Genomic DNA, 13209 nt, shown 5'->3' with positions numbered 1-13209 from the left:
TCAGCAACGAGAAATGACGTAGCAATCCAGGTGCCTTCGGCGCCTGTGGCACCGATCTCGCCCTGAATGACGGGGAGTGCGGAATTGACGATTGATATGTCCAGCGTCGCGAGCATGGCGCCAAGCGCGCCCGCGGCCACAGCGACCCAGGCAGTCACGTCTGCGTTCTTTCGGCCCCCGGCCGGCCCGATCGAAGTGTCCTGCGCTGCCAGTATCTCGGTCATTGAGTCCGACTCGAGATCTCTTCCAATTCGCCGGCAGCATTCCGGGTGTCGACCGTAGCCACTACCGACATGCCGGGAACGAGCAGACGCCGCACTTCAGGGGGAGCATCGATACCGATGCGGACGGGTATCCGTTGAACGATCTTGGTAAAGTTGCCGGTGGCATTTTCGGGGGGGAGGATGGAAAATTCCGCGCCCGTTCCCGGCGATATGCTGTCCACTCGTCCCGCGATCTCAAGGTCTGGCAGGGCGTCAACTTCGAGCCTGACGCTCTGGCCGGCCCGGATGAGGCCGACCTGCGTTTCTTTGAAGTTCGCGGTCACGTAGATCGCGCTCACCGGAACCACCGTCATCAAACGTTGACCCGGTTGCACGAACTGGCCCACCCTGACCGAGAGATCGCCGACTCGGCCGGCCTTGCTGGCGCGCAGCAAGGTCGATTCAACCGTAAGGTCGGCTGTTTCCAGCTGAGCGCGAGCAGCGTCCGCCTGCGCCTGGGTCTGGCTGATCTGCTCGAACAGGGTCCCCCGGCGAGCGGTCGCGGCAGCCACCGCCGCCTGCGCAGCGGCGAATTCGGCCCGCGCCTGCCGCGCCTGCGCCTCATACTGGTCTAGCTTTTCCCGCGGTTCGGCTCCTGTCGCGGCAAGGGGCCGATATCGCGCCACCTGGTCGTTCGCGAGGTCCAGTGCCGCGCTCGCGGCGGCGAGTTGGGCCCGCGCCTGGCGAATGGCTGCATCCTGTTCGGATACCTGAGAACGGATTGTGTCGGCACCGGCCAGGGTCGCAGCGATCTGTGCGCGCGCCTGCTGCGCTTGCGCCTGATAATCCCGCAGATCCAGTTGTACGAGGGCTCCGCCGCGAGCTACTTGCTCGTTCTCCCCTACGAAGACCTCTTCGACGTATCCCGCTACCTTGGAAGAGATAACGACGCTGTCGGCAGCGACATAGGCGTTATCGGTCGACTGCATGTACTGTCCGTAGGTTACGTGCCGGTAGTACCACCAGATCCCGCCAAGCAGCACGGCAAGACCAACGATGATTAGCACGATGCGCAAGCTACGCCGCGATTGCGGTTTCGTTGGGGTTGTGCCCTCCTGCTCCGGTTGGTTGGAGTTATCGGTCATCTGACTCTTTCGGCAGCCTCAGTAAAAGGTGAACGCGTCTCGCGCCCTATGAGCCGTGAGTCAGATAGTAAAGGCATTTAGCAGTTTGCATTTGGGCATCCGAGGCTATCCGACTACACAGCCCTATGGATGAAAAACCAGATACCATGTCACGGTCTCAGCGTCGGCAGAAGATCATCACCGATGATGACCGCATTCTCTATCTTATGGACGAGATCAGTCGCGGCGCGCGCAGAGTGTACGATGCGAGGGTCGCCAGGATCGGTCTCAATCAGACACAGTGGAGGATCATCGGACAACTTCTTCGCGATCCTGCCCTTACGCAGGCTGAAATCGCCAAGAAACTGGAACTGGAATCGGCGACCATCGGCCAGGCGGTTGCAGGTCTTTGCGCACGCGGGCTGATGAAAAGGCTTCGAGCTGAGACGGATCGGCGAGCGTGGCAGCTCATCCTCACGGAGCAGCTAGATGATATGCTGCCCGAACTGAGAGGCTCCGCGGATAGGCTTCATGATCTGCTTTGGCGCGACATTGCCGCCGACGAGAAGCAAACGTTGCAGCAGATTCTTGCAAGGGTATCGGAAAATCTGGACCAACTCCGGGCCGAGGCTGAGTAATATCATGGCATCGCCCCCGGAAAAGCCTATCAGCAGCATCGCTCGCGCCGCGGAGATCGGCCGAATCTTAATGAGGCACGGTGCGAAGACTCTCGCCGGAGCCCTCGGATTTATTCCCTCTTCGAGCAATGTCATCGATCCTCGCGAATTTCGTCCGGCCGCAGTTGTCGCGTTCCTCCGTGACATCGGGCCAGTCGGCATAAAGCTGGGGCAGCTCCTCGCCACCCGAAGCGATCTGTTTACCGAACACTGGATCACTGCATTCTCAACCCTGCACGATCAGGTGTCGCCGGTGCGCTTCGCACATATCGAGCCCGTACTTGCTTCAAGCTGGGGTGAGGACTGGCGGAACGACTTTGCGCAGTTCGACGAACAGCCTCTGGCGTCCGCCTCGATTGCACAGACCTATTCCGCCAAGCTACGGGACGGTAGCGAGGTCATCGTGAAAGTTCGCCGCCCGGGCACCGCCGCGCGCATGGAAGCCGATGTGCGCCTGCTTGTGCGTCTTGCCGAGATCGCGGAAGCACGCTCGCCTGACATCGCGCGTTACCGGCCAGTCGAGTTTCTGCGGACCTTCGGCCGCAATCTTGCCTGGGAGATGGACCTCGCTGCGGAATCCCGAGCCTGCGAGCGGATCGGCGCATATCTCGAAACCATCGGCGTCAGGACCCCGGCCATCCATTGGGAACTGACCGGGCTGCGGGTGAACGTTCAGGAACGCCTGTACGGCAGGCCCGCGTCTTCGCTGGGCGCCTCATCGGGCGATCCGGAGGTGGCGGCGTTCGCCAAGTGCTATGCCAACGCAGTCCTGCGCATGATCATTCTGAACGGCGAATTCCACGGCGACCCTCATCCCGGCAATGTTTTCCTGATCGGCGAGCAGGATGTCGGCTTCATCGACTTCGGATCGGTCGGGACGCTCACCAAGGCCAGGCGCGACGAAATCGTCCGCCTCGTGCTTGCGATTGCTGGTGAGGAAACCAGCGATGTCGCGGATGTCCTGCTCGCATGGGCGGGGGAGCCGAAGGTGGATCGCGATGCGCTCGCGGTGGATCTGGATCAGTTGATTGGAGAGTTCAGGGGGACCGTGCTATCTGGCATCGAGTTCTCGCAGATTTTTTCCCGCGTTTTCGATCTGTTGCGGGATTATCGACTGGTTCTGCCACCTGATCTGGCCATTCTTCTGCGTACCTTGTTGACTGCAGAGGGCTTCGTCCGATCGCTGGCACCGGACTACAACATCGCCGAAGAGACCCGGCCGATCATGACGGAGCTTCTCGCCGAGCGGTTCTCGCTCGGCAGCGCTCGGTCGGGTTTGAAGAGACTTCGCGGTCAGCTGCTGGGGTTGTCGGCGTCCTTGCCCGACATACTTGCCACTGCGAACTCGATCGCAAAGTCAGGATATGTGCCGGTTCAGCTCGATCCGCTCAGTATCGAGCAGCTCGCTGGACTTCGCAATGAGCGTCAGTCCTTGAAAGGCCCTCTAGCTGCCGCATTGATCATAGCTAGCGCGTTGCTTGTCGATCAATCCTGGCTTCTGGCTGGCGGCGCGCTTGTGATTGCTGGGGTGGTGCTCATCCGAAAGTCATAATGAAGGAGCAACTTAATTCGTGCACGGTCACGATACGGCAAAGCCGAACTTAACGAGGATTTCATGCGCCTCACTTCAGCGACCAAGACGCATCGCGAAGAAAATTTTTCGACCTATTGCGATTGAAGGCTTATTTTCCTCAATCAGACGAAACTTTGGAACGGCAGCTTTCAGGCGTGTCCTCGCCTGACTTTATGGCCGCTATGGGGGCGCGTAGCTGCCATAGCCAGAGAGCCTAGGATCGCTGCGAAAGCGCAATCACCAATCTGGCGGCCAGCGCTTCTTCTGCGTTTGCACGCCGCGCTTTGATCTTCGAGACCAGCTGACGTTTGGAATGATCTGGCATGCTCACGATTGCGGCAAGCACCACAGCTTTCAGCAAGTCAGGATGCGCCGTAATCATATAGCGGTCCCCGGTACCTGATCGGCAGGACGACGTAGCCGCTCAACCAGCGAGCGCAGGCTGGCTGTGAGCACGAGGGTTGCGCTCCCCATCTTGATGATCTCGATCTCGTCTCTGGAAATGAGCACATAGAGTGTGCTGCGTCCGATCCCGAGATAGCGACAGGCTTCGGGTACGCGCATGGCGATCGGTTCGATGGCCTGGGGCCCGCATTGCTCGCAAGGATGCTCTGTCGTGCTCGCAGATGGCATAGCCGTCGATCCTTTCATCTTTCGGGTGATGACGGACCGACCTTGGGAAGCATGGAGGGAACAGGCCGGCCCGCCATCAGCACTGAGTATCGATCGATTAGGGCACCCTGCGCCACATGACGTTCCTACGCCGCAGCTGTCGTTCTTTCGCCGCAGCGCAGAGGCGTGGGGGCAAGCACTCCAGTCAAATGCACCGATGCTCATCGGGACGGCGAAGGACGTCCGGGCGAAAGTGGGTTACCGAACGAAAACAGCGCAGAACGCCAAGCGCCGTCGCCAATCTGTTTGATAGCAAAGAACTTTTTGAAATGAGCGCCGCAGGGGCAATATGGGTGCCGTCGCATATTACTGAACGAAACCAACCACCTGCGCCCCGACCGACGGCGGCGCTTTTATCTCGCCCTCATTTTCTTTCTTCAAATCAGACGCTTACGGACAAATACCCCACGCCGATTACGCCTGCAAGCGGAGTGCATCGCGACTGTATCCGGCGCTGCCAGCGACCTGCAGTGATAGCGTTGCGAGTGTGCTTCTGATTAGCAACCAAGCTGCAAAGTTTCTGTAGCGGCAGTGTCTAAGAGCGTCGCTAAATGATGCAACGCCAAGGCAGCGCAACGACGCGATCATCGCACACCAAGCGCCAGATATTCGGATTACGAGCGCACACGGGATACTCGACGATTGGTTGCAGCCACGCTCGTGGACGGCCTATGTGTCAGCTTCTGGGTCAATAATGTTGACGCTTTAATGTCGTGGTTTAGGGTGGGTGTGCGACGGTCGGCTTTTAGGCCGCGCATTCAATATAGAGGACATTGAACCGGCGACGAAGTTGGACCGTATGCGATCTGTCCGGCTTGCGCATTAGAAACTAAAATGCTGCCGTACGGCTTCCGACACCATTCGCGATATTTAAGAAAGGGTTGAGAATCGATCTCAGACGAAAGCGAAAGCTGGTGCCAATCCAAAGGTCGACGGATCAACATCTGGGCATTTCAGTTGGTGACCTAAACAGATACGATGGATTAAGTTCACCTACCCCCTAAAACGGCGACCATCGTCTTGCTGCGTTGCTCTGGAACTGCGCGCTTGCCGCTCATTCGACCAAAGTCTATGAGACGAGCGTCGGCAGAATCAAATGTCGATAAAGCGTGCCGGTAACGGGAACGCAGTGAGGTCTCGATAGGCCAATTCTGCGGCTGTCCCTGCAACTGTAAGCGGCGAGCGCGTAACATGGGTGGGGTTGGCTCCACAACCACTGGGCGGCAATTGTCGTCTGGGAAGGTATGTTTCGTGCGACAACCCGTGAGCCAGGAGACCGACCGGCGCGTGTCGCTCTTGCCGGGCTCATGGGATTGGCCAGGCGCGAAACGAATTTCGTCCGGGCGACGAGTAGCGGTTGGAGCCGCATCGGCAGGACTGCCGGGGGATGCACGCGTCCGTCCCTAGCAGTCTCGTCGACCGCACTCGTGCGGACGCTCCGGCCAAGTCGCCCGGCGCCCCGGAAATTCGTTCTCATGAAATACATTCACCTGTCGCTTCTGTCTTCCGTGCTTCTGCCGGCTCCATCGCTCGCTCAGACCATCGATCCCGCTGCCGATCCAGAGACATCCAACACCTCGATCGTCGTCACCGGGAACCGCGCCACCGATCCCATGCCGCTCGACCGGATCGGCGGATCGGTCACCGTCCTCGACGAGCAAATCCTCGACCGGAGGCAAGTCCGCGAGGTGTCCGACGTGCTCCGCGACGTCCCAGGGGTCGCGGTCGGACGGGTTCCCGGTCAGACACAGCTTCGGTTGCGCGGTGCTGAAGCCAACCATACGCTCGTCCTCGTTGACGGGATCGAGGTGTCGGATCCCTACGCCGGCGAGTTCGATTTCGGAACGCTTATCGCCGACGAGGCTTCGCGGATCGAGGTGCTGCGCGGACAGCAGAGCGCGATCTACGGGTCGGACGCGATCGGCGGCGTCATCCAGTACATCACTCTCGACGGCCGCGATGCGCCCGGGGCGGTCGCGCGGATCGAAGCCGGTTCGTTCGGCATGGTGAACGGTGCTGCCCGGATCGCTGGATATAGTGGCGATCTCGACTACGCGCTGTCCGCCACACTCAATACCACCGATGGCACGCCAGGCGCCCGGAACGGCACGCGCGATCTTGCGAACGACAGTGGTGCGGTCTCGCTGAAGACGACGTTCGCGCCATCAACCAATGCACGCCTCACTGGTGTATTACGCTACGCGCGCACCAATGCCGAATTCAACGACAGCGATTCCGATCCGGGAAGTCCGACCTTCGGATTCCAGGTCGATAGCCCCGGCAACCGCTTCGAGAACGAGGCTATCTATGTGCTCATCAGGGGCGAGCTAGACTTGCTCGACGATCGCTGGACCCAAGCGTTTTCGGCCCAGATCGCGGATACCCGGCGCGACGGTTTCGCTTCGACTGGACGCAGCTATGGCAGCGAGGGCCAGAGGTTGAAAGGGTCCTACGATACGACGTTGCGTATCGAGGCTGGCGGTCTGACCCACCGGGTCACGGCGGCTCTCGATGTCGAACGCGAACGCTTCCGTAACACCGATCCGACCGGCTTCGCATTCACCGGTCGCCGACAGATCGACAATGTCGGTCTCGTCGGCCAGTATGCGATCGATCTCGGAGACCGAGCGAGCGCGTCCGCATCCATCCGCAGGGACTGGAACGACCAGTTCGCCGATACAACCACGTACAGGCTTCAGGCGAGCTATCGGATCGCTGCGGCTACGCGAGTGCGCGGGGCCGTCGGATCGGGGGTGAAGAACCCCTCGTTCTACGAACTATATGGGTTCGTGGACGGCCGTTTCATCGGCAATCCCGACCTCAGGCCCGAGAAGTCGAGCGGATGGGAGATCGGGATCGACCAGTCGCTGTTCGGTGAGCGCGCTTCAATCGGGGTCACCTATTTCGAGAGCGAACTGGACGAAGAGATCTTCACTTCTTTTCCGCCCCCGAACTTCGTCGCCAGCCCTGGCAATCGCGATACCGTATCCAAGAGAAACGGCGTCGAAGTGTTCGGCGAGGCGCGCTTCGCGGAAGCTTGGCGCGTCAATGGAGCCTACACCTATCTGCGTTCCCACGAGGATGGCGCGCGCGAAGTGCGGCGGCCCTCCCATACCGCCAGCCTGGCTGTCGACTGGCGCGCTCCCAAGGATGCCGGAGGGGTCACGCTCGTTGCGCGCTACAATGGAGAGACGATCGACAGCGCTTTCATCGATCCCTCGTTCGTGCCGGTTCGCGTGCAACTGGACGACTACTTTCTGCTGAACGTCAACGCCGACGTGAGGGTGATGGATAATGTCGAGCTGTTCGGCCGAGTCGAGAATTTGACGGCCGCCGATTACGAGGATGTCTTCAGTTTCGCGACGCCCGGACGCTCGTTCGCCATTGGCGCGCACGCGCGTTTCTAAGGAGAATTTCGATGACGGATGAAATGATAGCAAAGTCCGACATTGCGAGGTTCGCATGGCCTGTCACACTTGCCTTGGCGACGGTGGGCGGATCGCTGGTTGCCGCCTGCATGATGCCGTTCGTGGCTGTTACGATCGTGACCGCCGCGACCATGCGCCGCTCGCTCGCGTTAACGACGATCCTCGCGATCTGGGCGACCAACCAGTTGCTGGGGTTCACCGTCCTCGGCTACCCGCACACGGGATATGCGTTCGCCTGGGGCGGTGCGCTGGGCATCGCATCTATTCTCGCCATGCTCGCCGGTGCCATCATCATGGGAGAACAAAACGAGCTGAGCACCCTTCGGACATTTGGCGCCTTTCTGATCGGCTTCGCTGTTTACGAGGCTGCGCTATTCGGGTTTGCTTTGGTGGTAGGCGGGACAGAGACTTTCACGATGGCGATCGTGGGACAGATCTTCGCGAACGATGCATTATGGTTCGCAGGACTGTTGTTGGCGTCCTGGCTCCTCGCCAGAGCCGCTCCCACGCTATTCGGACCTTCTCCGCGAATACGGTTCGCCTGACATGGCGCAGCCGCGCATCGTGTCCCTCCTGCCGAGCGCGACCGAAATCGCCGTCGCACTCGGATTGGGAGAGAGCCTCGTCGGTCGCTCGCACGAATGCGATTATCCGCTTTTCGTAAAGGCATTGCCGGTCGTCACGTCGACCAGACTCGAGAAAGGACTGACGTCGCGGCAGATCGACGACCGGATCCAGGAAATCGTGAGGCAAGGACTGTCGGTATACGAAGTCGATACCGCGCTTCTGCGGGACTTGCGGCCCGACCTCATCTTGACCCAATCGCAATGCGCGGTCTGCGCGGTCACCCCTGCCGATCTGGAAGAAGCACTCGGCGACTGGATCGGAACCGCCCCGACGCTGCTGTCGCTGGCACCCGATACATTGGAAGATGTATGGAGCGATTTCGCTAAGGTCGCCGAAGCGGCGGGAATTCCCGAGCGTGCATCATCGGTCGTCGGTGACTTGAAGGAGCGGATGTCAGGGCTATCCCGAAGTAGCGCGGAGAGGATGGATCGCCCGCGTGTCGCCGCGATCGAATGGATCGATCCGCTGATGGCCGCAGGAAACTGGGTACCCGAACTAATCGAGGCGGCCGGCGGTCACCCATTGTTCGCGCGAGCCGGAGAACATTCCTCGTGGCTGAATTGGGACGACTTGATTGCCGCCGATCCCGATCTGATCGTTGCGATGCCCTGCGGATATCTGTTGCCACAAACGCTCGCCGATCTGGGGTCGCTCGTCGACCACTTCGGTTGGAAAGACCTTACCGCGGTTCGCAAAGGGAAGGTCTTTGCCGTTGATGGCCACCATCTTTTCAATCGTCCTGGCCCACGACTCGTCGAGTCGGCTGAACTGATCGCGCAGTTGGTTGGGGCGACGCCAACACAGGCATTGGAGATGGGACGGGATTGGATCTCCATCGATGGGGTTTGACGATGTTTTTCGCGCTATTCGACGCGAAACGAGCGCATCAGCCCTTGTTTTCAAAGCTGCGTACCGATACTCAAAATCAGCTGCATGCAAAGTTGCGCGCATTCAGCTTCAAGTTCGCACCGCTAACGGGAACACAGTGAGGTCCTCCAAGGTCAAATCTGCGGCTGTCCCTGCAACTGTAAGCGGCGAGCGAGAAATACTGGCGGGTCACTCCGCAACCACTGGACTGATTGTTTGGTTCGGGAAGGTGTATTTCAAGTGATGACCCGCGAGCCAGGAGACCGACCGGGGCGAGTCGCTCTTGCCTGATTCATGGGATTGGTCGGGCGCGGAATCATTTTCGTCGGAGCGACGATAAGCGGCTTGGATTGCTCCGAGCACGCCCGGTCGGCGTATCGCGTCCGTTGACCAGGCTGCTCGGCCGAGGTCCGGAGATCCAAGCCACTATATCGGCGTGAAGGGCTCAGAGCCCACGGAGAAAATACCATGTTCAAAACTAAAACGAAGGTTCTGGCACTCTCGGCTGCAATCGCATTTGGCTCTTCTGCCGCGGTTGCTCAGCAAACGGATATCGGGCCATTTCTACCCGAAGTGGGACAGGCCATAGCTGCGGCCGAGCAAGGTGCGCAAAACATCTGTGCTTCGAATGGCGGTCTGGCATCTTTCAACGTCATTCGCATAATCCAGAACGCCGGTTATTTCGCGGCGCAATTTGAGTATTCATGCAACGGTTGATTCTCAGGCCACTTCGCATTGAATGAGAACGATGAACGGCGCTGGCTTAAACCCGGCGCCGTTTTCGACTGCGGTTCGCGACCGCCCTTTTGTCGACCGCTGACATTCTGAATTTTTCGCGACGATTTGTTGTGTCTCGGAGAGTGTAGCGCGTAGCTGCCGCTATACGATCAACTGTTTTTGGGCGTTCAGATCTCGTACCAGAATGGCTGGGATTGAGGCGCGTTACCAACGACAACCGGTTCTTCATGAACGACCGCTTTTGGCGATAGGTCGAATGCGCTGCTACCACCGAAATGGGGTCGATAGCCGAAGGTCTGCTTCCGGCAAGCCAGATCGATAAGCTGCCGGCCAATCAAATCGGCGTCTACTGCTTATCCGGGCACGATTTGGCATCGGCTTGAAGCTTTTCGAGGCGTTCTGTGCATACATCGTGGACGACGCGACCCAGCTCTTCGACTTGCTCACCGAGCCAATCGAGTTCTTCCTTGTTGATGCGGTAGTGCTTCGAGTAGCGCGCCTTCACGTAAGCTTCCTTGAGCTTCTCGAAGCGTGCGCGATCACGCTTCGTTTCACGCGGCCAGACGTAAGTAAGACGCGGGTCGATCCGTTCAGCCTGGGTGCGCAGGAATGCAAGATTGTGGTTATGCGGCGTATAGAAGGTGCAAACGAGCAGAACGCAGTGATAAAGGCGCTCAGCCGCTTGGTGCAGTTCAAACGCTGCTTTCTTGTTCCAGCCTCTTTTCGTGGCCTCGTTCCCCTGGATGAGAAACTGCTCGGCTGACGGCATCCACTCGTCAAAATACTCCTGAGCCATCGCCAGCGCCTGTTCCAGCGTCTTCGGCTTGGGCGTATGCAGGTCGGTGTCGTCGGATTGGTAGAGCGCAACCCCGTCCTCCTTCACATCCATGAAGAAGTAGCGCCCATGTGCCAGCCCGTTATTCACCTCTTGCAGGGTATGCACGATAAAATTGACCGGCGTCTGGAGCGTACCGGTAACGCCATATTCGCGCATTAGCCGGTCATCGAGCTTCGCCCAGTACTTCACCCTGTCAGTGAGTCGCTTGTCGTTGACGATGATCAGAAGATCAAAGTCGGAGCGGTATCCCTTGGCCGTGTGAGGCTCGTCGACCCAGGTCCCGCGAGCATAGCTGCCGTAAAGAATGACCTTAAGTATCCGCCCGGCCTTCTTCCACTCATGCTTAGCGAGCGCGAAGGCATCGTCGAATTCTTCGAAGATAAGCTGCACGACGCGCTCGATCTCGCGCTGCTTTTGCGGGGGAAGATGATCGAGGTCGGTCTTCATCGTTTAATCTCTAGCAAGCAGCCGCGAAGCTTGCACCTGCCGAGTGCATAAGGCGCGCAGTGACGGCGCACCCCAAAGCGCTGAGGAGCCGCGCGCCGCTGTGCCTAGTGTTAGCAACAATCCGAGAAGGATTGTCGTTAGCATTGTTAAGGGATGCTGGAGCCAAGCATTTCTGCGGGTTTGAGGCCTGTTTCGGTTCCTGATAGTCCGAGCTTTGGGTTCCTGATAGTCCGTGAATCCCGGTTCCTGATAGTCCGAACAGACCACAGGCTTATCCACAAGGCCCATCCCCATTTCTGGAGACGGGCTTTGATTTGGAGCGCTATCCACGAGCTACCGCAGTTTTTCAATCTGACTTTTGGGCAATCTTAGCCAAGTAGGCGTCATGCAACTGCACGCAAAGCTGCCAGTGTGCGCGCTTGCTTGATCTCCCGCACGCTCCGCAACTCGCCACCGTCCAATAGTCGCGCAATCTCTGCCGCCACTTGATCCGCCGCGATGATGAGCGCGGTATCCAGGTGCACATAGCGCTGGGTTACGCCGCGCGGGGCGTGACCGAGTAGGCCCGAGATGGTCAGTTCACTGAAACCTTGCGCCGCTGCCATGCTGGCAAAGCTGTGGCGCAGGGTGTGCGGTGTCACTTTGTCCAGGCCTGCACGCGCGCAGACTCGGCCCAGCACCCGAACGACGCCTACGAAATGCCCATCGCCCCAATCCGCCGGGAAGATGAAGGGCGAATGACTGGACAAAGCCTGAGCCTCCAGCACGTGCATTGCTGAGTCTCCGGCCACGCGGATCTGCGGACCGGACTTGGTATCCGGAAAACGGACGAGATTGTCGTCGGGCTGAACCCATGCCTTGCGCATTGCCAGCACTTCCATGCGGCGAAAACCGGTGAGAAGCATGACGCGGATCGCAGCGAGGCCGGCCGGGTGTTCGCCCTCGCGTTCCATCTGCGTCATCACCTTGCCAAGGTGACGGATTTCGCCAGCGCTCAGATATCGCTTCACCTTCTGCGAGGCCATGATGCGCACGCCTGTTGCCGGACTAACCTCAATAATGCCGAGGCGGCGGGCGTGATTGAGTAGAGCGCGAAGCGTGCTGATGGCGCGGGCAGCAACGCCTGAGCCGCCAGCCGTTTGCCCACCTCGGCTTGTGCGCCTCGCTCGGGCGGTTCGACCAGCCGCAATATCACCTTGCAAGCGTTCAATATCTGCCAATTTCAATTGGCTGACCACGCGATTGCCGATCAGCGGCTTAATGTGGAGTTCAATACGGCTTCGATCACCTGCGACCGATGACGCCTTGATGGGGCGGCGGTTTCGTCCGATCAGCCGACCGGCTTCGGCCTCGGCAAGATACCAATCGCAAACTGCTGCGATTGTCAGCCCCGTACGGACCGAGTGCCGTTCGGCGGATGGGTCGGCCCCGTCGATCACAGCGGCGAGCTTCTTTTGGGCGAGGTCGCGGGCTTGCTCGACAGTCAGAACACCATATTGGCCTATAACACAGCGACGGGTCCTCGCCTCTTGGTTTCGATATTGGATGATAAATGTTTTGGTGCCGCTGGGTTTAACGCGAACGCCAAAACCGCGCAGTTCGCTGTCCCAAAGAAAGGTGTCGCGCTCTCGGTTGGATTTGAGCGCCTCGACGGTGCGTTTAGTTAGTCTGGTCATGCGATTTGTCCTTGATTTGAGTTGTCATTCCTTTCGAAGTTGCTCCTGCGCTCCGGTGGCCCACGCGCTTGATATTTGCTTCCCCACACAGGTGCAGCATGGCCGGGGAAGCAGGGGGGAAGCAGTAGGAGGGAAACCGCCGGAAATCGCAGCGTACCAATGGGGACTCGATGTGAGAAACAAGCAATTGATATTGCCTGGAATATCGTAGATTTTACTGAATACGAAAACGATAGCGAAAATGCCGAGAGGCAGTTGCCAAGGTTGGGGTCGGGCGTTCGAATCGCCTCGCCCGCTCCATTTCCAGCATCATCGGATCAGCCAGCATCATCGGATCAG

General features: G+C 59.2%; 11 protein-coding genes, 1 pseudogene and 2 riboswitches. Of the genes and pseudogenes, 6 read left to right on the top strand and 6 right to left on the bottom strand.

Going from position 1 to position 13209, the window contains the following annotated elements; genetic code table 11:
• Both GRI47_RS13495 and GRI47_RS13490 read right to left on the bottom strand, forming a co-directional pair.
• Positions 1 to 224 (bottom strand): annotated as a pseudogene (locus GRI47_RS13495) (EmrB/QacA family drug resistance transporter); the annotation flags it as partial.
• Positions 221 to 1348: an HlyD family secretion protein gene (locus GRI47_RS13490; RefSeq protein WP_160659385.1), complete on the bottom strand. Its 1128-nt coding sequence runs from the start codon at positions 1346 to 1348 to the stop codon at positions 221 to 223. The pseudogene GRI47_RS13495 and the gene GRI47_RS13490, both read right to left, overlap by 4 nt.
• 125 nt (positions 1349 to 1473) lie before the next feature.
• Between GRI47_RS13490 and GRI47_RS13485 the strand changes: the two genes are divergently transcribed.
• Both GRI47_RS13485 and GRI47_RS13480 read left to right on the top strand, forming a co-directional pair.
• Entirely contained in the window at positions 1474 to 1965 is a 492-nt protein-coding gene (locus GRI47_RS13485) for a MarR family winged helix-turn-helix transcriptional regulator (protein ID WP_160659386.1), read from the top strand.
• Between the two features lie 4 nt (positions 1966 to 1969).
• Positions 1970 to 3556: an ABC1 kinase family protein gene (locus tag GRI47_RS13480; protein ID WP_160659387.1), complete on the top strand. Its 1587-nt coding sequence runs from the start codon at positions 1970 to 1972 to the stop codon at positions 3554 to 3556.
• A gap of 235 nt (positions 3557 to 3791) precedes the next feature.
• Here GRI47_RS13480 and GRI47_RS13475 read toward each other — a convergent pair whose 3' ends face one another.
• A complete protein-coding gene (locus GRI47_RS13475; RefSeq protein ID WP_158586864.1) occupies positions 3792 to 3959 on the bottom strand; it encodes a hypothetical protein in 168 nt (55 codons plus the stop codon).
• On the bottom strand, positions 3956 to 4210 hold the full coding sequence (locus GRI47_RS13470) for a helix-turn-helix domain-containing protein (RefSeq protein ID WP_119587909.1): 255 nt from the start codon (positions 4208 to 4210) through the stop codon (positions 3956 to 3958). The genes GRI47_RS13475 and GRI47_RS13470 overlap by 4 nt, the downstream gene beginning before the upstream one ends.
• A 1106-nt stretch (positions 4211 to 5316) precedes the next feature.
• Positions 5317 to 5548, top strand: a riboswitch (cobalamin riboswitch).
• Positions 5549 to 5724: 176 nt separating this feature from the next.
• On the opposite strand from GRI47_RS13470, the gene GRI47_RS13465 reads away from it, so the two are divergent.
• From GRI47_RS13465 to GRI47_RS13450, 4 genes are all read left to right on the top strand, one after another.
• Complete coding sequence (locus GRI47_RS13465) at positions 5725 to 7656, top strand: TonB-dependent receptor plug domain-containing protein (protein WP_160661844.1); 1932 nt, start codon at positions 5725 to 5727, stop codon at positions 7654 to 7656.
• 11 nt (positions 7657 to 7667) lie between these two features.
• Entirely contained in the window at positions 7668 to 8222 is a 555-nt protein-coding gene (locus tag GRI47_RS13460) for a hypothetical protein (RefSeq protein ID WP_051749615.1), read from the top strand.
• Position 8223: 1 nt separating this feature from the next.
• Positions 8224 to 9153: a cobalamin-binding protein gene (locus tag GRI47_RS13455; RefSeq protein ID WP_037447548.1), complete on the top strand. Its 930-nt coding sequence runs from the start codon at positions 8224 to 8226 to the stop codon at positions 9151 to 9153.
• A 103-nt stretch (positions 9154 to 9256) separates the two neighbouring features.
• A riboswitch (cobalamin riboswitch) is annotated at positions 9257 to 9457 on the top strand.
• Between the two features lie 182 nt (positions 9458 to 9639).
• The gene (locus tag GRI47_RS13450) at positions 9640 to 9888 is read left to right on the top strand and encodes a hypothetical protein (RefSeq protein ID WP_119587874.1); all 249 of its coding nucleotides are present in this window, start codon (positions 9640 to 9642) and stop codon (positions 9886 to 9888) included.
• Positions 9889 to 10255: 367 nt separating this feature from the next.
• Here GRI47_RS13450 and GRI47_RS13445 read toward each other — a convergent pair whose 3' ends face one another.
• Positions 10256 to 11194 carry a HEPN domain-containing protein gene (locus GRI47_RS13445; protein ID WP_119587875.1) on the bottom strand — a complete coding sequence of 313 codons (939 nt, stop codon included), beginning with the start codon at positions 11192 to 11194 and terminating at the stop codon, positions 10256 to 10258.
• Positions 11195 to 11577: 383 nt separating this feature from the next.
• Positions 11578 to 12870 carry a tyrosine-type recombinase/integrase gene (locus GRI47_RS13440; RefSeq protein WP_160661843.1) on the bottom strand — a complete coding sequence of 431 codons (1293 nt, stop codon included), beginning with the start codon at positions 12868 to 12870 and terminating at the stop codon, positions 11578 to 11580.
• Between the last annotated feature and the right edge of the window lie 339 nt (positions 12871 to 13209).

It is taken from the genome of Qipengyuania pelagi, assembly GCF_009827295.1.
Taxonomy (GTDB): domain Bacteria; phylum Pseudomonadota; class Alphaproteobacteria; order Sphingomonadales; family Sphingomonadaceae; genus Qipengyuania; species Qipengyuania pelagi.
Note: the sequence above shows the minus strand (reverse complement) of the source record. Positions and strands in the feature narration are given on the sequence as shown.